General features: G+C 62.6%; 14 protein-coding genes. 6 read left to right on the forward strand and 8 right to left on the reverse strand.

Annotation, left to right across the window (positions count from 1 at the left end):
* Nucleotides 1–36 precede the first annotated feature (36 nt).
* Nucleotides 37–1254, reverse strand: coding sequence for a lytic murein transglycosylase (locus ONR57_RS23390; RefSeq protein WP_265124826.1), 1218 nt, complete (start codon nucleotides 1252–1254; stop codon nucleotides 37–39).
* A 264-nt stretch (nucleotides 1255–1518) separates the two neighbouring features.
* Between ONR57_RS23390 and ONR57_RS17625 the strand changes: the two genes are divergently transcribed.
* From ONR57_RS17625 to ONR57_RS17645, 5 genes are all read left to right on the forward strand, one after another.
* Nucleotides 1519–2007 carry a general stress protein gene (locus ONR57_RS17625; protein ID WP_265124827.1) on the forward strand — a complete coding sequence of 163 codons (489 nt, stop codon included), beginning with the start codon at nucleotides 1519–1521 and terminating at the stop codon, nucleotides 2005–2007.
* A gap of 2 nt (nucleotides 2008–2009) precedes the next feature.
* The gene (locus ONR57_RS17630; RefSeq protein ID WP_265124828.1) at nucleotides 2010–2603 is read left to right on the forward strand and encodes a suppressor of fused domain protein; all 594 of its coding nucleotides are present in this window, start codon (nucleotides 2010–2012) and stop codon (nucleotides 2601–2603) included.
* Nucleotides 2604–2628: 25 nt separating this feature from the next.
* Entirely contained in the window at nucleotides 2629–3489 is an 861-nt protein-coding gene (locus ONR57_RS17635; RefSeq protein WP_265124829.1) for a PHP domain-containing protein, read from the forward strand.
* A gap of 128 nt (nucleotides 3490–3617) precedes the next feature.
* Nucleotides 3618–3944, forward strand: coding sequence for a hypothetical protein (locus tag ONR57_RS17640; RefSeq protein ID WP_265124830.1), 327 nt, complete (start codon nucleotides 3618–3620; stop codon nucleotides 3942–3944).
* A 488-nt stretch (nucleotides 3945–4432) separates the two neighbouring features.
* Nucleotides 4433–5581, forward strand: coding sequence for an NADP-dependent malic enzyme (locus tag ONR57_RS17645; protein WP_265124898.1), 1149 nt, complete (start codon nucleotides 4433–4435; stop codon nucleotides 5579–5581).
* Between the two features lie 65 nt (nucleotides 5582–5646).
* On the opposite strand, the gene ONR57_RS17650 is transcribed toward ONR57_RS17645, so the two are convergent.
* Both ONR57_RS17650 and ONR57_RS17655 read right to left on the reverse strand, forming a co-directional pair.
* Complete coding sequence (locus tag ONR57_RS17650; RefSeq protein WP_265124831.1) at nucleotides 5647–6495, reverse strand: SDR family oxidoreductase; 849 nt, start codon at nucleotides 6493–6495, stop codon at nucleotides 5647–5649.
* Nucleotides 6492–8063 carry an NAD(P)/FAD-dependent oxidoreductase gene (locus tag ONR57_RS17655; protein ID WP_265124832.1) on the reverse strand — a complete coding sequence of 524 codons (1572 nt, stop codon included), beginning with the start codon at nucleotides 8061–8063 and terminating at the stop codon, nucleotides 6492–6494. Before ONR57_RS17655 ends, ONR57_RS17650 begins: the two co-directional genes overlap by 4 nt.
* Nucleotides 8064–8139: 76 nt before the next feature.
* On the opposite strand from ONR57_RS17655, the gene ONR57_RS17660 reads away from it, so the two are divergent.
* The gene (locus tag ONR57_RS17660) at nucleotides 8140–8805 is read left to right on the forward strand and encodes a TetR/AcrR family transcriptional regulator (protein ID WP_265124833.1); all 666 of its coding nucleotides are present in this window, start codon (nucleotides 8140–8142) and stop codon (nucleotides 8803–8805) included.
* Nucleotides 8806–8887: 82 nt separating this feature from the next.
* Here the strand turns inward: ONR57_RS17660 and ONR57_RS17665 are convergent, their stop codons facing one another.
* The 5 genes from ONR57_RS17665 to ONR57_RS17685 form a co-directional block, all read right to left on the reverse strand.
* On the reverse strand, nucleotides 8888–12568 hold the full coding sequence (locus tag ONR57_RS17665; RefSeq protein WP_265124834.1) for a multifunctional oxoglutarate decarboxylase/oxoglutarate dehydrogenase thiamine pyrophosphate-binding subunit/dihydrolipoyllysine-residue succinyltransferase subunit: 3681 nt from the start codon (nucleotides 12566–12568) through the stop codon (nucleotides 8888–8890).
* Between the two features lie 93 nt (nucleotides 12569–12661).
* Nucleotides 12662–16441 (reverse strand): ABC transporter ATP-binding protein, encoded by a 3780-nt coding sequence (locus ONR57_RS17670; protein WP_265124835.1) that lies wholly within the window; start codon nucleotides 16439–16441, stop codon nucleotides 12662–12664.
* A 67-nt stretch (nucleotides 16442–16508) separates the two neighbouring features.
* Entirely contained in the window at nucleotides 16509–17525 is a 1017-nt protein-coding gene (locus tag ONR57_RS17675; protein WP_265124836.1) for a glutathione S-transferase family protein, read from the reverse strand.
* Between the two features lie 26 nt (nucleotides 17526–17551).
* Nucleotides 17552–18592 carry a nucleoside hydrolase gene (locus ONR57_RS17680; protein ID WP_265124837.1) on the reverse strand — a complete coding sequence of 347 codons (1041 nt, stop codon included), beginning with the start codon at nucleotides 18590–18592 and terminating at the stop codon, nucleotides 17552–17554.
* A gap of 10 nt (nucleotides 18593–18602) precedes the next feature.
* Nucleotides 18603–19310 carry a GNAT family N-acetyltransferase gene (locus ONR57_RS17685; protein ID WP_265124838.1) on the reverse strand — a complete coding sequence of 236 codons (708 nt, stop codon included), beginning with the start codon at nucleotides 19308–19310 and terminating at the stop codon, nucleotides 18603–18605.
* Nucleotides 19311–19313 lie beyond the last annotated feature (3 nt).

The following is a 19313-nucleotide window of genomic DNA, read 5'->3' on the forward strand; positions in this document are numbered from 1 at the left end:
CGACGACTCGCCTAGGTGCGCTGGGGGCGGACACGATCATGGCAGTGGCAACCGCAGGTCCGGCAGGCCCGGAATCAGTGGTGCGGGCGCATCCTGCGGGGGTGGCGGCGGTGCATCCTGCGGGGGTGGCGGCGGCGCGCAGAACAGCACACATGGCACTTGCGGCGGTGGCGGCAGCATATCCGCGAGCTCTTCGAGCGGGTTGCGCGGCCGCTCGTCGTCTCGGGTCTCCTCCTCGGTGGCGTCGTCGTCCTCGTCGTCTTCGTCTTCCCGGCGAAGCTCGTCGAGCAGCGCGGCCATCGGATCGCGATCCTGCCCGGCTGATGGGTCAGGCAGCTCCCACGGCAGGTCACCGGCCGGTGGTAGATCGGTCGGTGTCGGCAGGACGCCAGTCGCGTACGCCACCGCCCAGTTGCGCACATTGTTCAGGTAGCTGCGTGAAGCGTTGTAACGGAGAATCGCACGTTCCTGGTTACCGGGCACCGTGAGGTCACCACCGGCGTCGCAAAGGTACTTTGCGGCAGCGACGGTCGCGTCGTAGATGTTGTGCGGATCGGAGTTGCCATCACCGTTGCCGTCCGAGGCGTACATACGCCACGTGCTCGGAATGAACTGCATTGGTCCCACGGCACGGTCGAACTGCGGATCACCGTCAAGTTCGCCATTGTCAGTGTCCCGGATAACCGCGGTGTTCGGGGTGGTGCCGTCCAGACGCGGACCCAGAATAGGCCGCAGTGTGCGGCCATTGACGTCGACCGCGCCGCCTGACGCGTGTCCGGACTCCACGTGGCCGATACCGGCGAGCAGCGTCCACTCGATCCCGCAGCCGGGACGCAACGCCGTCATCTGCGCTGCGGCCTTCTTGTAGGCCTCCAGCATCACAGCGGGAATCCGGAACGCGCCGAGGTTCACGGTGGCGCCGTTGAGGGCATCACCGACGGCAAGATTGAGGCCCTCTAGTAAGTCTTCACCTGCTTGTCGCGCGATTGCATCAGCAGCCACTGTTTGCGGGCTGCGGAGAACCGTTGGATTGCGCTGGACAGGCGCGACCATTCCCACTGTGGCTGGGGTGTATGACGCGGCGGTGGCCGCATGGCTGATCTCGACTTCATGCGCAGCCTGAGCTGCACTGTCTGAGTATTCGAGGTCAGATGCGGCGGCAACTCCGAACAATCCTGCTGGGAGCAACCCCGCCATAGCGAGAACGCTACCCCTGCGGTTGCGCTTCGTCGCGCGGCGTTTCTTCGTCGGCACGGGCGAAAATCCTCACGTTCGTTGTCAAAACGTGACTAACTTTACATAGTCGACACCGATCTCTGCGCACCGAATGGGTGAATCGGCCCAGCGCGGGCCGGAACTCTCAGGAACTGTCGCGTACCGTGTGCATGCCTGGCGTCGTAACAATCGCCGCGCTGGGTGAGCGTGGGATTAGAGTCACAGTTGAGCACGGCCCGGCACTTCTCGCTCTGGTCATGCGTTATCTAGGTAGAACGCCGCACACTTCCGAGGAGAGCGACGATGACAAGCCCGCTGCGCGGGGCCAAGAATTTCGGGCTGCCCACCCCGCCAACTGGATGGCCGATTGGTGCGTATCCGACCTACGCGGAGGCCCAGCGTGCTGTGGATTACCTGTCCGATCAGCAGTTCCCAGTACAGGATGTAACTATCGTCGGAGTCGATCTCATGCAGGTCGAGCGAGTGACTGGCCGTCTGAATTGGCCGCGAGTGATCGGCGGCGCAGTGGTGACAGGCGCGTGGATCGGCGTTTTCATCGGTTTGCTCATCGGCATCTTCACCGGACAACTTCTCGAGCCGCTCGTTACAGGCATCTTCTTTGGCGTGCTCTTCTGGGTAGTTATGCAAGCGGTGCAGTATGCGGCCTCGCGCGGCCAGCGCGATTTTCAGTCGACCATGCAGCTTGTTGCCGGCAGATACGACGTTCTGTGCAACCCCAAGTCGGCTGAACAGGGCCGCGATCTGCTGGCCCGGCTTGCGGGTGACTACTGACGATGGCGCTGCGCGATATCCCGGCGAGAGTGCGTGCTCACGTTACGACCGAGCTGAACCTCGGTGATCCCGTTGCCGCCTCCGTGACGTTCCTCGGTGTCGAGCCGATCGAGGTGCTGCGCTACGGACCGGCAGGCGGCGATCCGCAAGGGCTGGTCTACTACGTGACCAGTGGATGCAGTCAGCACCCGATGGGCGACCCGGCAGATCTCATGGCAGATCCGGTGCGCGGGCCGCGCGCGGAGATACTTATGCGGCTGCGCGGAGGTGTCGACCAGGTGCTGCGTCCCCTGGCGGTTCTCGCGGCGTCGCCGTCGGTCGACGGGCTCGTGCTCGCTGCGGACTCGCTAGTCGACCTCAGCGAGCCGCTGTGGCCGGGATCCGCTTTCACCGCGGTGGTGCTCGGCCCCTGCGATATCGCTCCGCTGACGCTCAGCGAGCCGATGTCGGCAGTCGAGTTCTTTGAAGCAGTCCCTGTCACGGCGACGGAGGCCGCGTGGGTCCGTCTGCGCGGGGTCGCCGCTCTCCGGGAGGCATGGAAGGAAGCTTCGATCGACACTGCCGACCCGGCGCGCTCCGCGGTGCGCATGTCGTGACGCACGGCGTGGGAGGATTTACGTGATGAGGCGCATTGATCTTCACACGCACACCACAGCGTCCGATGGGACAGACACCCCCGCGGCGCTAGTGCGCAACGCCGCCGCAGCTGAGCTAGACGTCCTGGCAGTGACTGACCATGACACCACCGCTGCCTGGGATGCGGCCCTGGCAGCTCTTCCGTCGGGAATGGCCCTCGTGCGGGGCATGGAGATGTCCTGTGTGGGACGGGGCGAGGACGGCTACCCGGTTTCCGTGCATCTGCTTGCCTACCTCTTTAATCCTGACCACCCGGCACTGGCTAATGAGCGCAAGCGGCTGCGAGACGCACGCCGGACGCGGATCAGGGTGATGGCTGAGCGCATGCGTGCTGACGGCGTGCCGATCGACACGGATCAGCTATTCGCGGAGGCTGGCCCTGCCGTGGGGCGGCCGCACCTGGCGCGGGCGCTGGTCAGCGCTGGTGTCGTCAACTCAGTACCTGAGGCGTTCAATTATCATCTTTCGCCGCGCGGGCCGTACTACGTCCGCATGGATGACACTGATCTCGACAGCGCCGTTCGGATGGTCCGTGAAGCCGGGGGCGTCCCAGTTCTCGCGCACGCGCGTGCGCGAGCGCGCGGGAGGCTTCTCGATGTCGCTCACATCGAAGAACTGGCCGCTTCGGGTGCCCTCGCCGGGCTCGAGGTCAGCCACACCGACCATTCCGCAGCTGACCGGAAACTGCTTCTCAGCATTGCCGAACAGTACGCCCTGATCACCACCGGATCATCCGACTATCATGGCGCGAATAAGCATGTCCGGCTGGGGGAGCACACGACGCAGTCCGAGCAATTCGACGCGATCGTTGCTGCTGGTACCGGAGTCGGCGTTGTGCAGCGTTAGGCGGCAGCGCCCCGTTTTGGGCGGTGTGACCACAAGGGAGTCAGGCGGCTAGGGTGTCGAGCTACGGGAATTACCCACCCTCACAGGACTATCAGGGGTACTGGGCCCCGCAGGGTTCCCAGGAATTCTTGCGCAGCCCTCAGCACGCCGAGAGCCCGCATTCTTACGCACGCCGGGACGGTATCCTCGTCCGTTTCCTTCGCTGGGTTGCTGGACTGTTCGCTGGGGGCTTGCTGATTCTCACCGCTGTCGTTGCCGTCGTGAGCCATTTTGCCCCGGAACGTGGTCTCGCCGGACCCGGATCGGGTTCGGTGGCCTGGCACGTCACGGGCGCAATTATCGCGTGTACCGCCCAGGTGGCGGCAGACCGCAGCCGCGGAATGCGTGCGCTGCTGTGGAGCGTGATCGTAATCACTCTTGTCAGCACCGTCCTCTTCACGCAGTGGTGGAGCTGAGAGGTCCCTGATCAGCGGGGGCTCACAGCGACGCGACTTTCACAGTGAGCGTGCGCACGCAGTGGTGAACAGCTCGCGGACACTGCGTCAGGTTGATCGCACGGTGACGGCGGTGGCAGACTGTGAGTGCTTGTTCCACTGCTACCGCCGTGGCAAAGCAGCAGGTACGCGTAGTGTGATGGCGCCGGGGTTGATCCCTTTAGCGGCGAGTCTCATAACCAGCGTTACCGGTCTAGATCTTTCGTTCTGCGCCGCAGCCTGACACGTCACCAACGGGTCTGCCAGGACCGTGCACGCCCAACTGGCAACGCGGGTAGTGTCAGATGATCGCAGTTTGCCGAAGGCCGGTGCGCCCGGCTTCGGATTTGAGAGACCGCACCCAGCCCTGCGGCTGCAGCGGTCGTGATTGTGCAGGAGTAGCTGACGTGTCCACCGTTTCGGACCGCCCCCGCGGTGGTGATGCTGGAGCCCAGGCTGGGTCGGGCCCCATCACCGAAGAGGAGATTTTTGAAAGCCATGAGGGGGGCAAACTTTCAGTAGAGATTACCGCGCCGCTCGACAGTCAGCGCGCGCTTTCCATCGCGTACACGCCGGGTGTTGCGCAAGTTTCCCGCGCGATCGCGGCTGACGAGACGCTAGCCGCGCGCTACACCTGGACGAGCCGTCTGGTGGCCGTCGTCAGTGACGGAAGCGCGGTACTAGGCTTGGGCGACATCGGTCCGCGGGCGTCACTGCCCGTGATGGAAGGCAAAGCGGCACTCTTCAAGTCGTTCGCCGGGCTGGACTCTATCCCGATTGTGCTCGACACCAAAGACCCCGACGAGATCGTCGAGACCCTCGTGCGATTGCGCCCCTCGTTCGGCGCTGTCAACCTCGAGGACATTTCCGCACCACGGTGCTTTGACATCGAACAGCGCGTGATCGAGGCGCTCGACTGCCCAGTAATGCACGATGATCAGCACGGAACGGCGATTGTGGTCCTGGCTGCGCTCAACGGGGCTGCACGCGCGCTGGGCCGGGAACTCGCGCCCATGCGAGTGGTGATCGCCGGGGCCGGCGCAGCCGGGGTGGCCTGCGCGAACATCCTTCTCGCTGCAGGCATCGATGACGTCATCGTGCTCGATTCAAAGGGCATCGTGGAGCCAGGCCGTGCTGATCTGAACGGCGTTAAGGCTGATCTCGCCGCGCGCACGAACCCGGCGCGCCGCACCGGTGGCATTGCGGAGGCCCTCGACGGTGCAGATGTTTTCCTGGGCGTGTCTGCAGGCAAGGTCCCGGAGGCACTGATCGCAACGATGGCGCCGAACTCGATCGTGTTCGCGCTTTCTAACCCCGATCCAGAGATTCACCCCGAGGCGGCCGCGAGACACGCGGCAGTGGTCGCTACAGGGCGCAGCGACTATCCAAACCAGATCAACAACGTCCTCGCGTTTCCCGGTGTTTTCCGAGGCGCGCTGGATGTGGGAGCGCGCCGCATCACCGAGAGTATGAAAATCGCGGCGGCCGAAGCGATCCTCTCAGTGGTCGGTGATGAGCTTTCCCCGCAGAAGATCGTGCCGAGCCCGCTGGACCCGCGCGTCGCCCCCGCGGTCGCGGAGGCAGTCGCACGTGCCGCAAAGCAGGACGGCGTAGCCTAGATACGCGAAAAACGTGGAGCGCTTACCTCATTGCGAGGTAAGCGCTCCACGTTTTTCAGTGCTGCTTACGAGACCTTGCTTGCCTGGCCGGCCTGCTTCATGATCCTCCCCGCGGTCGCGGCGAAGAATCGTTGATAACCTGAGCCGGTGATGCGCTGAAACAGGTCCAGCGCGCGTGCGTCGAGTCCGATAAGGCAGCGTGCCCGGTTGCGGCGCACATCGGTGAGGATGCGGCGTGCCGCCGCCTCTGGGCTGGTCCGCGCGAGCCGCTTGTCGAAGAACTCACCCAGCGACGCCGCATCGGTGCCCTCGGCAGCGGTTGCAGTTCTGGCGATCGCGGTTTTGATGCCACCAGGGTGCACACACGTCACCTTCACCGGATGCCCGTTCGTGATCATCTCCATGCGAAGCGCTTCGGTGAAGCCGCGCACGGCGAACTTCGCAGAGTTGTACGCGGACTGCGAAGGAATCGCGACGAGTCCGAACAAGCTCGAAATGTTGACGACATGGCCATCGCCTGACGCGATGAGATGCGGGAGAAACGCCTTCGTTCCGTTGACGACACCCCAGAAGTCGACGTCCATGATGCGCTCGATGTCTTTGAACTCGCTGACCTCAACGTCGCCGGTGTAGGCGATACCAGCGTTGTTAAAAATCATGTTGACTGTTCCGAAATGCCGTGCGACGTCGTCCGCGTAGGTGAGGACTGCTTCGCGCTCGGCGACATTGAGTGTCGCAGTGTGCACCTCGGCCCCAAGGGCTCTTGCCGCCGCGGCTGTCTCGTCAAGCCCGATGATGTTCACGTCCGAGATCGCCAGCTTGGCGCCTTCGCGGGCAAGCTGGAGGGCAAGCGCGCGCCCAATGCCCGAACCTGCGCCAGTGATGACGGCAACTTTGCCTTCGAACTTGCTCATCGGCTCGCTTTCTTTCCGGTAGCCGCAGTGGCGGGTTCGGCCTGTGCGGGAGTGCGTGTTTCGGGGGTGTCCGCCATGACGGTGATGCCGTAGTTCTCGGCGTCGAAGTTCTTGAGCATGGAACGGAAGGAGAATGTGAAGCCAGGCCACAACGTTGTGTTGTTACCGTGCTTGTCGAGGTACCAGCTCGCGCAGCCGCCCGTCATCCACACTGTGGGCTTCAGCTGCTCCTGCAGGGAGGCGTTGTAGCTGGCTTGTGCCTCCGGGCTGACCTCGAATGTCGCGATGTTGTCACGCTTGATCGTCTTGAGCGCGTCGACAACGTAGTTGAGTTGCGATTCGATCATGAAAACCATCGAAGTGTGGCCGAGGCCAGTGTTCGGCCCGACAAGGAAGAAGAGATTGGGGAAACCCGCCACCGTGGTGCCCTTGTACCCCTGCATCCCGTTCTCCTCGAAAACGGCAGCGAGGGAACGGCCGTCACGTCCGAAGATGCCCGCGAACATGGGCGAATCCGTAACGTGGAAGCCCGTCGCGATGATGAGAGCATCGATTTCGCGCTCAGTACCGTCAGCTGTGACGACCGAGTTTTCGCGAACCTCCGCGATCCGGTCGGTTACGAGGTCCACATTCTCACGATCAAGGGCCGGGTAGTAGGCGTTCGAGATCAGCATGCGCTTGCAGCCGATGCGGAAGTCAGGAGTGACCTTTGCGCGCAGCTCTGGATTGCGAATCTGCGCGTAAATCATGCCCTGCGCGAGTGCTTGGAGGCCGGCCATCAGTTTGGGTGCCTTCGCGAGACCAACCACCTGAGTTTCGCGGGCTGCGTAGATTCCGGCACGGGCGAGCCGCTGCAAGCCTGGAACATGGCGAAGGGCCCAGCGCTCAATGCCGAAGTACGGGCGGTCGAAGCGGGGGAGCACCCATGGGGCGGTGCGCTGATATACGTCCAGATGAGCAACGTCAGGGGCAATAGCGGGGACAATCTGGATCGCTGACGCGCCAGTTCCGATCACGGCGACGCGTTTGCCCTTGAGGTCGGCCGAATGATCCCACCGCGCTGAGTGGAACATTTCACCGCTAAACGACTCGATACCGGGGATGTCGGGCAGTGCGGGTTCGCAGAGTGCACCGACACCGGAGATGAGGAAGCGTGCGGTCACCCGGCCCTGGGAGGTCTCGACCACCCACTGTGCGGCAGCTTCATCCCAGCGAGCTTCATTGACCTCGCAGTTAAAAAGGTGGTTGTCGAGCACCCCGGCCTCCTGCGCGACGTTGCGCAGGTACGCCTGGATCTCCGGCTGACGGGAGAAAGATCGCGACCAGTCACCGGGCGCGAAGGAATACGAGTACAGCTGCGACGGAACGTCACAGGCAGCACCAGGATAGGTGTTGTCACGCCAGGTGCCGCCGACCTCAGCGCCGCGCTCAAGAACGATATAGGAGTGGGTGCCGAGTTCCTTCAGCTTGATGGCGGCGCCGAGTCCGGAGAACCCACTGCCGATCACGGCAACGTCGACGTGGCGCGCCGCAGTTTTTGTACCCGATTTTTCAGACCTCACTGTCATGACAACGACGATAACCCGCTACTGAGTATGAGTCAATAGGGTTGCTGAATTGCGGTCAATAACTACAATGGCACCTATGGCCGGTTCAAAACGTACCCGACTCTCGCCCGAGCAACGGCGCGCTCAGCTCATTGAGCTAGGTATGGAGCTGCTCTCTCGCAAGCCCATCGAAGAGGTCTCGGTCGAAGACATCGCCGAAGAGGCGGGTGTGTCAAAAGGCCTGCTGTTTCACTATTTTGGTTCGAAGCTCGAGTTTCAGGCCGCGCTCGTGCGCAACGCCGGGGAGCAGCTCGTTGCTGCGGTCCAGCCGGATCTGTCGCTGACACCCGTAGAAACGCTTCGCGCATCCTTGGACCGGTACATCGACTTCGTTGAGCGCGCGCCCCATCTGTACATTTCGATGTTGCGTGGCGGGCTCAGCGACGTCCCCGGTATGGCGGGCGCAGTCGACGCGTCACGCAGCAAGATCGTTCGGCTGATTCTCGGCATCATGCCCTCTCTCGGCATTGAACACAGTCCACTCCTGGATTTTGCGGTGCGCGGCTGGATCGCGCTGGTTGAGGAGACAGTGATTCGCTGGCTTCACGAGCAGTCCGTAGAGCGCGAGGAGATTCTCGAACTGCTCACGGGCGCTCTGCCCGGCGTCGTGCTCGCTCCCATGCTGGGCAGTAGTGAGGTACTCGAACAGTTTTTCCCCGGATTCACCGGCTCGCTGGAGTCCGAGTTGCCCGACGCGGGCTGAACCGGCCCGGCTTCCACGCGCGAAAAGCGAAACAGACGCACCGGCGTTGCCCGTGCGTCTGTTTCGGTCGTACTGCAGCCAGTTACTCGAATGCCTCGTCAAGGAGTTGCTGCTGCTCTACAGCGTGCACCTTGCTCGAACCAGAAGAAGGTGCCGACATTGAGCGTCGCGACACGCGCCGCAGCTTGGGGAACACGTCTGGCAATACTTCAGGCAGGTTCAGCCCGAAGAATGGCCATGCACCCTGGTTAGCAGGCTCTTCCTGGACCCAGCGGAATTCCTTCACGTTGGGATAGTTCGCGATTGCTTCGCGGAGGCGGTGTCGCGGAACCGGGTATAGCTGCTCGATACGGACAACTGCAACGTCTTCCCGATCGTCCTTCTTCTGCTTCGCAGCAAGTTCGTAGTACAGCTTGCCGCTGCACAGCAGGATCTTCGTGACCTTCGAACGCCGCTCGTCAGAGGTGCCAACGAGCGTCGGGTCGTCCAGCACGCTGCGGAACTTCCCAGTCGTGAAGTCATCAACGGGGCTGACGGCAGCCTTGTTGCGGAGCATGGACTTGGGTGTGAAGACCACGAGCGGCCGATGCATGCCGCCCTTCGCATGCCGGCGAAGCAGGTGGAAGTAGTTCGCTGGCGTTGATGGGACCGCGACCGTCATCGAACCTTCGGCGCAAAGTTGCAGCCACCGCTCGATGCGTCCCGATGTGTGGTCCGGGCCCTGGCCTTCGTGGCCGTGGGGGAGCAGCATGACGACATTCGACAGCTGACCCCATTTCGCCTCGCCCGACGAAATGAACTCGTCGATGATGGTTTGGGCACCGTTGACGAAATCGCCGAACTGAGCCTCCCATAGGACGAGCGCATGGGGGTCACCGACGGAGTAGCCGTACTCGAAACCCAGGCCCGCAAACTCGGTGAGCGCCGAGTCATAAACCATGAACTTTCCGCCATTGTCCTCGGCGAGAGCAGCGATCGGGCAGTACTCAGCCTCGGTCTTGCGGTCGATGATCACTGAGTGGCGCTGGGTGAACGTACCGCGGCGTGAGTCCTGACCGGCCAAGCGCACGGTCCGGCCTTCTTCCACCAAGGAGCCAAAGGCGATGAGTTCACCAAAGGCCCAGTCGATGCTACCGTTCCGCGTCATCTCATAGCGTCGCTCGAACACCGGTTTGACGCGCGGATGCGGCGTAAAGCCCTCAGGCATCGTGACGTGCAGATCACCGATTTTGTGAACCACATCGATGTCGACCGAAGTCTGCACGTTGGTGGGGAGCACCTGGTCTTCTTCGATGGTTGGGCTCGGCGCGGGCGGGTACTTCTCCAGTTCCCTGACCTCGTTAAAGACACGTTCGAGCTGTCCCTGATAGTCGCGCAACGCGTCTTCAGCTTCTTTAAGCGAGATATCGCCACGGCCGATGAGGGCCTCCGTGTAAGTCTTGCGAACGCTGCGCTTGGTGTCGATCAAGTCGTACATGCGCGGCTGTGTCATCGACGGGTCGTCGCCCTCATTGTGACCGCGGCGGCGGTAGCAGATGAGGTCGATAACGACGTCTTTGTTGAACTTCTGCCGGAAGTCGACTGCCAGTTGCGCAACCCACACGCACGCTTCGGGGTCATCACCGTTGACGTGGAAGATCGGAGCACCGATCATCTTCGCGACGTCCGTGCAGTACTCACTCGAACGTGAGTGTTCGGGACGTGTTGTGAAGCCGACCTGGTTGTTGACGACGATGTGCACCGTACCGCCGGTCCGATAGCCGCGGAGCATCGCGAGGTTCAGCGTTTCAGCGACGACACCCTGACCAGCGAACGCAGCGTCCCCGTGCAGCAGCAGTGGCACCACGGTAAAACCGCTGTCACCCTTGTCGAGCATGTCCTGCTTGGCGCGGACGAGCCCCTCCAATACTGGGTTCACCGCTTCGAGATGCGACGGGTTCGCGGTGAGCGACACGGTGATGTCGTTGTCGCCGAACATCTGGATATACGTGCCAGACGCACCGAGATGGTATTTCACGTCGCCGGAACCGTGCGCCTGCGCCGGGTTCATGTTGCCCTCGAACTCCGTGAAGATCTGGGAGTACGGTTTGCCGACGATGTTCGCGAGGACATTGAGACGGCCGCGGTGCGGCATGCCGACAACGACCTCGTCCAAGCTGTGCTCGGCAGCGCGGTCAATGACGGCGTCCATCATCGGAATGACTGATTCAGCGCCTTCGAGTGAGAAGCGTTTCTGGCCAACGTATTTCGTCTGGAGGAACGTTTCGAAAGCCTCTGCCGCGTTGAGCTTCGACAGGATGTACTTCTGTTCCGCCACTGGCGGCTTCTGATGCTTGACCTCAACCCGCTCTTGCAGCCACTGAAGCTGCTCGGGTTCGAGGATGTGCATGTATTCGACGCCGATCTTCCGGCAATACGAGTCGCGGAGCACACCAAGGATGTCGCGCAGTTTCATTCGTTCACGGCCGGCAAACCCGCCGACCGTGAACTCGCGGTCGAGATCCCACAGCGTGAGCCCGTGCGTCTTCACGTTCAGGTCGGGGTGGCTAGCCAGCGTCTCAACGTTGTACCGCAGCGGGTCGGTGTCGGCCATGAGATGGCCGCGATGCCGGTAAGCGGCGATGAGCTGAAGGACCCGTGTGTTCTTGTCGATCGCGCCGGGCGGAATGTCACGGCTCCAGCGAATCGGCTCATACGGGATGCCGAGTGCAGTGAAGATCTCGTCGTAGAACTCGTCGGAGAGGATCAGGGTGTGGATCTTCCGCAGGAACTCGCCTGACTCCGCCCCCTGGATGATCCGGTGATCGTAAGTCGACGTGAGGGTCATTAGTTTGCCCACACCGAGGTCCGCGATCTTCTCTTCGCTAGCGCCCTGAAACTCCGCGGGGTATTCCATTGCGCCGGCACCGATGATCGCGCCTTGGCCCTGCATGAGGCGAGGAACTGAGTGAACCGTTCCGATTGTTCCGGGGTTAGTCAGCGAGATAGTGACGCCCTGGAAGTCTTCAGCAGTAAGTTTGCCGTCCCGCGCACGGCGGACGAGGTCTTCGTACGCGTGCCAGAACTGCAGGAAATTCATGGTCTCGCACTTTTTGATCGCTGCGACCACGAGAGTCCGGCTGCCATCTTTGCCCGGAAGGTCGATCGCCAGGCCGAGGTTGGTGTGCGGCGGAGTTACGAGGTTTGGCTTCCCGTCAACTTCCGCGTAGTGGCGGTTCATATTCGGGTAGCTCTTGATCGCTTCCACGATGGCGTAGCCGAGTAGATGCGTGAACGAAATTTTGCCGCCGCGGGTCCGAGCCAGGTGGTTGTTGATGACTTGGCGATTGTCGATCATGGCCTTCGCGGGTACCGCGCGAACGCTCGTGGCCGTGGGGATCGTCAGGGAGGTGTTCATGTTACGGGCCACTGTGGCGGCCACACCGCGAAGCACCTTCGATCCCTCGGCTGACTCCCCGGCAGCGGGCTGGGCGGACTTCGCAGGCGCCGTGCGCGCCGCAGGCTTGCTAGCCTCTGGTTTCGATGCCTCTGGTTTCGCCGCAGGCTTGGTTGGCGCGGCTTTGCTCTTGGTCGGCGCGGTGCTGGTGGCGGTGGCCGTCTTTTGCGTGGCAGAACTGTTAGAAGCGGTGTCGCCGGGCTTGTAGTCTTTGAGGATGTCGTGCCAGGCTGGATCCACGGACGAAGGGTCGTCCTTGTATCGCTGGTACATCTCTTCGACCAACCACTCGTTCTGTCCGAACTGTGAAAGTGAACTGCTGGTCACGGCCGTTCTCGCCTCGTTTCCCTCTTGATCGCCGACTTAGCGCCTCCCACATAGAGGCTAGTCCCTCGCCGGAGTGTGTACCTGTTTGGCACGTTAGTCCCTCACTGCTACGGATTGGTTACCGACTCCCCGATCGCATTCTCGTCTGACGGTGAGGCTTGCGGAGGGCGATTGGGAGGATTCCCACAGATTCGCGTAGATCCCGCCACGCTCGCGCAGTTCCTCGTGGGTGCCAGCTTCGATGATTGCTCCCGAGTCAACTACTAGTATGCGGTCCGCGCGCGCGGCGGTTTCAAGGCGGTGCGCCACCACTACCGACGTGCGCGATGATAAGAGCCGTTCGCTCGCGCGCAGAACGAGGTTCTCGGTCGCCGGATCGAGTGACGCGGTTGCTTCATCGAGCAGCATCAGATCCGGAGCGGCGAGCGCGGCCCGGGCGAGCGCAATGAGCTGCCGCTCTCCCGAAGACAGGCCGCGCCCTCCTTCACCGACAGGCTCATGCATCCCGTGCGGCAGCCGAGCGACCATTTCTAGAGCTCCCACTTCGGCGGCAGCTTGTTCAATGGCTTCGGGTGGCGCGCCCGGTCGCGCGAACGCGATATTACTTGCGACATCACCAGTAAAAAGGTGCGGTTCCTGCGGAACAATTCCGAGCTTGGTCCGGTATTCGCTTAGGGCGAAATCCCGGATGTCGACGCCGCTGGCCCGAACCGCACCGGAGACTGGGTCGTAGAACCGCGCAAGCAACTTCACAATCGTGGATTTCCCGGCGCCGGTCGGGCCAACGAGTGCCGTCGTGCTCCCTGGCGGCAGCGTGATGTCGACGTCGCCTAGCACCGCCGCCGCACGTGCCGGTGTTTCCGCGGCCGTGCCCGGGTAGCTGAAGCAGACTGCGTCGAACTCGAACGCACCCTGTGTTCGTTCCCCGACCGGTAGGAGCGCGTCTGGTGCGCGCGAATGCAGGGATTCGGGGGTGCGCAGCAGGTCCGCGATCCTGCGAAGACCGACGCGGGCCTGCTGGTAGCCGTCGAACACCTGTGACAGCTGCTGGATGGGTGTGAAAAGCAGTCCGAGGTACAGCACAAACGCGACCAGAACCCCCGGCGATGTCGTCCCGTCGGCAATGCGATGTGCGCCTGCAAACAGAACGATTGCGAGGGCAAGGTCACTGAGCAGTGCGATGCCCGGGAAGTACAGCGCTATTGCCCGCTGGGCGCGCATCCTGCTTCTGCGGTACTGATCAGCGCTGCGGGCGAACCGTTCGGCCGCGTGTGCCTCGCGGTTGTACGCCTGAGAGGTCCGCAAGCCGGCGACATTCTCGTGGAAGTCTGCATTCACTGTCGAAATTCGTTCGCGTGCCTGCGTATATGCTGCGCTCGATACCCGCCTGAATACCACTGTGGCAGCAATCAATATGGGCAGGACGACGAGCGCGATTCCCGCGAGCGCGACGCCTGTCACAAGCAGTGCGGTGGACACGCCGACGAGCATCAGCACGCTCACTACCGCCGTCGCGAGGCCGGTTTGCAAAAAGGTCGATAGCGCGTCAATATCGGTCGTCATCCGGGTGAGGATGCGTCCAGAGCGTTCCCGTTCGTAGTAGTCCATCCCAAGGCGCTGCAAGTGTGCAAAACTGCGCACACGCAAGTTGAAAAGAATGCGTTCGCCTGCGCGTGCGGTCAGCAGTGTCATACCCCAGGCCGCTGCCCATCCTGCCACCACAAGGCCGATTCCCGCGATGACTGCCCACATGATCATCCCGGCGCGGTCATCGAGAACCCCGCTGTCGATCGCGATGCGTGCTGCCGTAGGGAGCAGCATGGTGGTGGCCGCGTCGATTGCGAGCAATGCGATCGCCGCAGCCAGCAGATATCGGACGGGGCGCAGCGTCTCTGCGAGGCGGAAACTCGTGGACGTCGCGGGAATGACCCGCCCTTCAGGTGGTGCGTCCCGCACTGCGGGCAACGCGCGCAGTGCGGCACGCAATTCCGGGCGGTCACCATCGGGCGGAGCGGCCTGGGGAGGTACCCGACTCCACAAGGAGTCCATGCCGGGGGCGGCTGCCTCGATTGAGTGCGCGGGAGTCGCGGCGCGACTACTGGCCCGAGCATGGTGCTCATCCATATCCGTCGCCATGAGTTCACGGAAGAGCGCGCATCTTTCGAGCAGTTCGGTTTCGGTGCCGACATCCACGATTCGGCCGTTATCGAGAACCGCGATCCGGTCGGCTAGTCGCAGCGAAGACCTGCGGTGCGCGATCGTGATGATGGTCGGCCGTGGAGTGGTCTGGCCGCGCAGCGCGGCGAGAATTCGAGATTCTGTCATAGCGTCGACCGCTGAGGTCGCGTCGTCAAGCACAAGGATGCGAGGACGCGCGAAGAGTGCGCGCGCAAGAGCGATGCGCTGGCGCTGACCGCCAGACAGAGTGAGGCCCCGCTCACCGACCCTGGTGCCGAACCCCTCGCCAAGCTCATCGATGAACTCGAATGCCTGTGCGCAGTTAGCTGCCTCTCGAATGTCAGAGGCGGTCGCATCCGGATCACCGAGCGCGATGTTCGCCGCGATCGTGTCGGAAAACAGGAACGGCTCGTCAAATGCGACGGCGATGCTTTGACGTAACTCCGCTGGGTGCACGTCCCCGACGTTCACGCGGTGACCACTGCCGAAAACGGTCACAGTACCGTCGTCGGGAGCATAGAAACGCGGGATGAGCTGAGCCAGTGTAGATTTCCCGCTGCCGGGGCGGCCAACGAGAGCTACGCACTCGCCCGGTTCCACTCGCAGTGATAGGCCGGACAGCACAGGTGTATCAGGGTCAAACCCAAAGCGCACGTGACGGAATTCGATGCCGAGCGACCCTGTCGGCAGCGGTTGTGGATGCCGCGGTTCGCTGACGTGTGGTTCTGTGTCGATGACATCGAATACTCGCTCGACAGCGGCATGGGACAGCTGCGCCGTGACTATCAGACCTGAAAGTAGACGCGCGATCCCGGTCATTGCGGTGAGATATGCGGCGAAGGCCAGGAACGTTCCTATTGTGATTGTTCCGCGAAGCGCAAATAGGCTGCCAGCTGCAATGACGAGCACCAGTCCGAGCTGGGGGATAGCGGTCATGGTGGGTGTGAAGCGGGCGTTGATCCGTGCCGACCGCATCCGTTCGCCATAGAGTGTGCGCGCCAGTCCACGCAATGTGTCGACCATACGCGACTCCTGGCCGAATCCCTTGACCACCCGAACACCGGTCACAGTCTCTTCGACATGCTGTGCGACGTCGGCGGCACGCTGCTGAGCCGACCAGGTGGACGCATACAGCCGCTGCCGGTAATGGCGGACGGTCAGCCAGATCGCGGGCGCGACGGCTAACACGAAGAACGTGAGCGGTACCGATAGGTACGCCATCGCGCCGAGCGACAGAACTAGCTGTAGCGCTGCTCCTGCTGCGAGCGGAGCCATCGCGAGCAGCCCTTGCACTTGCTGGAGGTCACTGATCGAACGCGAAACCACCTGCCCGGTGCTGATTTCGTCCTGGCGCTTTCCGTCGAGGCGCTGCAGCGCCGACAACAGTTCGAGGCGCAAGTCGTGCTGAACGTCGAGTGACAGCCGGCCCGCCAGCATCCGGCGCACGAACTGGCCACCGAACCGGACCACCGCCATCGCGACCAGCGCGATCGCAGCAACCCCCACCACGCCCGTGTTTGCCTCCATAGCCGCATCGACGACTTGTTTCGTCACCAACGGCACCGCAACCTCAATGCCCACCGCGAGAAACGTTGCGCCAAGCGCACCAGCGACCAGCAGGCGATGCTGCAGGCATTGCGCTATAAGGCGCCGCAGCCATCCCTGCGTTACGGGCAGAGTCCTGTGGTTTGGCATTGTGCGTGACGGTACTCGCGCGGTCTGACAATCAGTAATTGCGGTTGACGTGCTCGCTATCGGAGGTTCAGCGGAGTGGGGACGGCGCTTCACTCGCCCGGACCGGTGGCGGCGCGGTGCCGTCACCGAACGGCCGGCCACCGAGTTCCGCACGGTGGTGCGAGCCAAGTAGCCCAGCGATACTCGGTCCCTTGGGAACGATCCGGGTGGGATTGATGTCCGTGTGGACGATGTAGTAGTGGTCCTTGATCTGACCGAAATCGATAGTGTCCCCGAAACCCGGTGTCTGGAACAGATCCTTTGTGTACGCCCAGAGCACCGGATACTCCGTCAGCTTTCGCTCGTTGCACTTGAAATGGCCGTGGTAAACCGCATCGAAACGGATGAGGGTGGTGAACAGGCGCACATCGGCCTCAGTGATCGTTTCGCCAACGAGGTAGCGCTGTCGCTCCAGCCGGTCGCTTAGCCAATCGAGGCGACTGAACAGCCGGTCGTACGCTGCCTCGTACGCTTCCTGGCTGCCCGCAAACCCGCACCGGTAGACGCCATTGTTGACGTCCCGGAACACGAGTTCCATCACCTCGTCGATCTCGTCGCGGTGCTGACTCGGATAGAGATCGGGAGCGCCAGTACGATGCAACTCTGACCATTCACCGGAAAAGTCGAGTGTCATCTGCGGGAAGTCGTTGGTGACGACCTTCCCGGAAGATATCTCCACGATTGCTGGCACAGTGATCCCGCGCTCATAATCGGGAAAGCGCGCGAAATAAGCCTGCTGCAAACGCTTGATGCCCAGCACAGGGTCGACTCCACCGGGATCGAGATCGAAAGTCCAGCTGCGGGCGTCATGCACGGGACCGCAGAGCCCAAGCGAGAGTGCGTCCTCCAGACCGAGTAAACGCCGCACTATGATGGCGCGATTTGCCCAGGGGCAGGCGCGTGCAGCTACGAGGCGATAACGGCCGGCCGCTACGGGGTAACCGTCCCGGCCATCCCGCGTGATGCGGGTAGCGATATACCGCATATCGCGGGTGAATTCCTTACCGCTCTCGACGTAGCTTCCGAGTCGGTCGTTCTCACTCATCCCACTCCCGGTGCTTGATGGGTCAACTAACTGTCTACTGTACGCGGGCCGCCGCGCACACCGCGAAAAGCCGCCGCGATGCAGTCCGCCACCTTGCGTTCGTTGACTGCTGTCACGAAGTGGTGCTGGGAGGTTTTGGGATACCCTGGGGCAGTGGAGTGTTGAGCCCACAGCTCGGGGCGGGAACTACTCACCGAGCGCAGTGACTCCACCGCCGGGACGCCTGGCTGCTGAGACCGGATGAGTGAGGGGTTCGCTACAAGCGTGGCGGCCACGCCGTCGTGGGAGGTGAATATCGGCTCTGTCGCGCGGTAGTAAGACGTGCAGTGCGCGATGTACTTGCCGTGAATTTCACGCAAAAGGGCCGCTAGCGGGTCGCGCGGGGGCTCGGCGCAGACTCGATCGACCCTGAACCGGAACAGGCCGGTCACATTCATGCCAATCCATGTGAACGTGCCCGGCGCCTGCACTACGCGTTCGGTCGCATCCGGGTTGAGTGCGGTGTTCGTGTCTCCTTTGACGAGGTACTCGGGGTATCGCTGACGCACAACAGCAGCTTCGTCTCGAAACCCCATACCGCCGCAGATCACGACGCGGCGAAAACGCCGCAGTGCGTTGGCATCGAGATCGAGCGCGGCCGCAAGATTGGTAAGCGGACCTAAGGCGAGCAGGACAAGCTCCCCGGGACGCTCACGACCGGACCGAACGATCCGCTGGGATGGGCTTTCTGTGGTAGCTCGCGGCGAAATGCTGCGGTCGTACACGTCACCGAACCCGTCAGAACCATGCGGCGAAACCGTCCGAAGCGGGAGCGACGGAGTGCCCACCGACAGCGGCGTGTCGGCGCACCCCGCACATGCGAGCAGGCGTGTCACGTTAATTGCCGCCTGACTGGCGCTGCAGTTGCCGTCCGTCGTCCCGATTCCCGCAACCGCGGTAGCCGGATTGCTGAGGAGAATCGCGGCTGCCACTGCATCGTCCACGCCGCAATCCGTGTCGATGAGGACACGCTGCGCGGCCGCGCCTCCACGATTCCTGGCGGCGCGGCCGGACCGCAGCGCGGTCATCGCGATGCGTTCACGTGAACGACACGGTTGCGAGGACACCGATGCGCTGAAATCCGAGTGCCTGCGCGAGGTGCCACGCACTCGTGTTCGTACGGTGCGCCCGCCACTGCGGTACAAGACCCTCGTCCAGAGCGACGTTGGTGGCGATCAGTGCGACCGTTTTCGCGTATCCCTGTCGTCGTGCGTCTGCCACCGTCAGAGCGGTCATGTTCGCGACAAAACCTTGCCACTCGCGGTATGCCGCGCAGGCGACTGGCTCCATCGATTCTTCTAAGAGGGTGAACCAGTGCGTTTGCTCGAGCAGCCCAGCTGCGGCGACGTCATCCGGGGGGCATGATCGCTCGAGCCGCGCCACCATCTCACGCTCACGGGAGATGAGTGGAGCCTGGCTGGGATGCATCGAAGGTGGGGGCAGATAGTCCGGTGTGAACAGGATGGTCTCGGCCCGCGCGCGATGGGCGGATCGATCCTTCGCTACCTCCAGCAGTCCACGTTCACTTCCAAGTTGCTCGTTGGACAGCTTGGCAGCTCGTGCGACAGCCCACTCTGGTCCAAGGAAGACACATGACCCAAAAAGGTTGAGGAACGTGAGTTCCTTCGCGATCTCGGGAATCGCGACGTGAGTGCGTTCCGCCGACAAATCCTGATCACCGAGGCCCAAAGACCGTGCCCAGGCGACCTTGAGAATCGAGGCGGCGTGTTCGGTAGCGGCGTCCATCGA

The organism is Hoyosella sp. YIM 151337 (assembly GCF_026041215.1).
In the GTDB taxonomy this organism is placed as follows: Bacteria; Actinomycetota; Actinomycetes; order Mycobacteriales; family Mycobacteriaceae; genus Hoyosella.

Excerpts from the sequence above, each read along its gene's own strand:
- ONR57_RS17625 (WP_265124827.1), top strand. The coding sequence starts at position 1,519 with ATGACAAGCCCGCTGCGCGGGGCCAAGAATTTCGGGCTGCCCACCCCG.
- ONR57_RS17630 (WP_265124828.1), top strand. The coding sequence starts at position 2,010 with ATGGCGCTGCGCGATATCCCGGCGAGAGTGCGTGCTCACGTTACGACC.
- ONR57_RS17635 (WP_265124829.1), top strand. The coding sequence starts at position 2,629 with ATGAGGCGCATTGATCTTCACACGCACACCACAGCGTCCGATGGGACA.
- ONR57_RS17650 (WP_265124831.1), bottom strand. The coding sequence starts at position 6,495 with ATGAGCAAGTTCGAAGGCAAAGTTGCCGTCATCACTGGCGCAGGTTCG.
- ONR57_RS17655 (WP_265124832.1), bottom strand. The coding sequence starts at position 8,063 with ATGACAGTGAGGTCTGAAAAATCGGGTACAAAAACTGCGGCGCGCCAC.
- ONR57_RS17660 (WP_265124833.1), top strand. The coding sequence starts at position 8,140 with ATGGCCGGTTCAAAACGTACCCGACTCTCGCCCGAGCAACGGCGCGCT.
- ONR57_RS17670 (WP_265124835.1), bottom strand. The coding sequence starts at position 16,441 with ATGCCAAACCACAGGACTCTGCCCGTAACGCAGGGATGGCTGCGGCGC.
- ONR57_RS17675 (WP_265124836.1), bottom strand. The coding sequence starts at position 17,525 with ATGAGTGAGAACGACCGACTCGGAAGCTACGTCGAGAGCGGTAAGGAA.
- ONR57_RS17680 (WP_265124837.1), bottom strand. The coding sequence starts at position 18,592 with ATGACCGCGCTGCGGTCCGGCCGCGCCGCCAGGAATCGTGGAGGCGCG.
- ONR57_RS17685 (WP_265124838.1), bottom strand. The coding sequence starts at position 19,310 with ATGGACGCCGCTACCGAACACGCCGCCTCGATTCTCAAGGTCGCCTGG.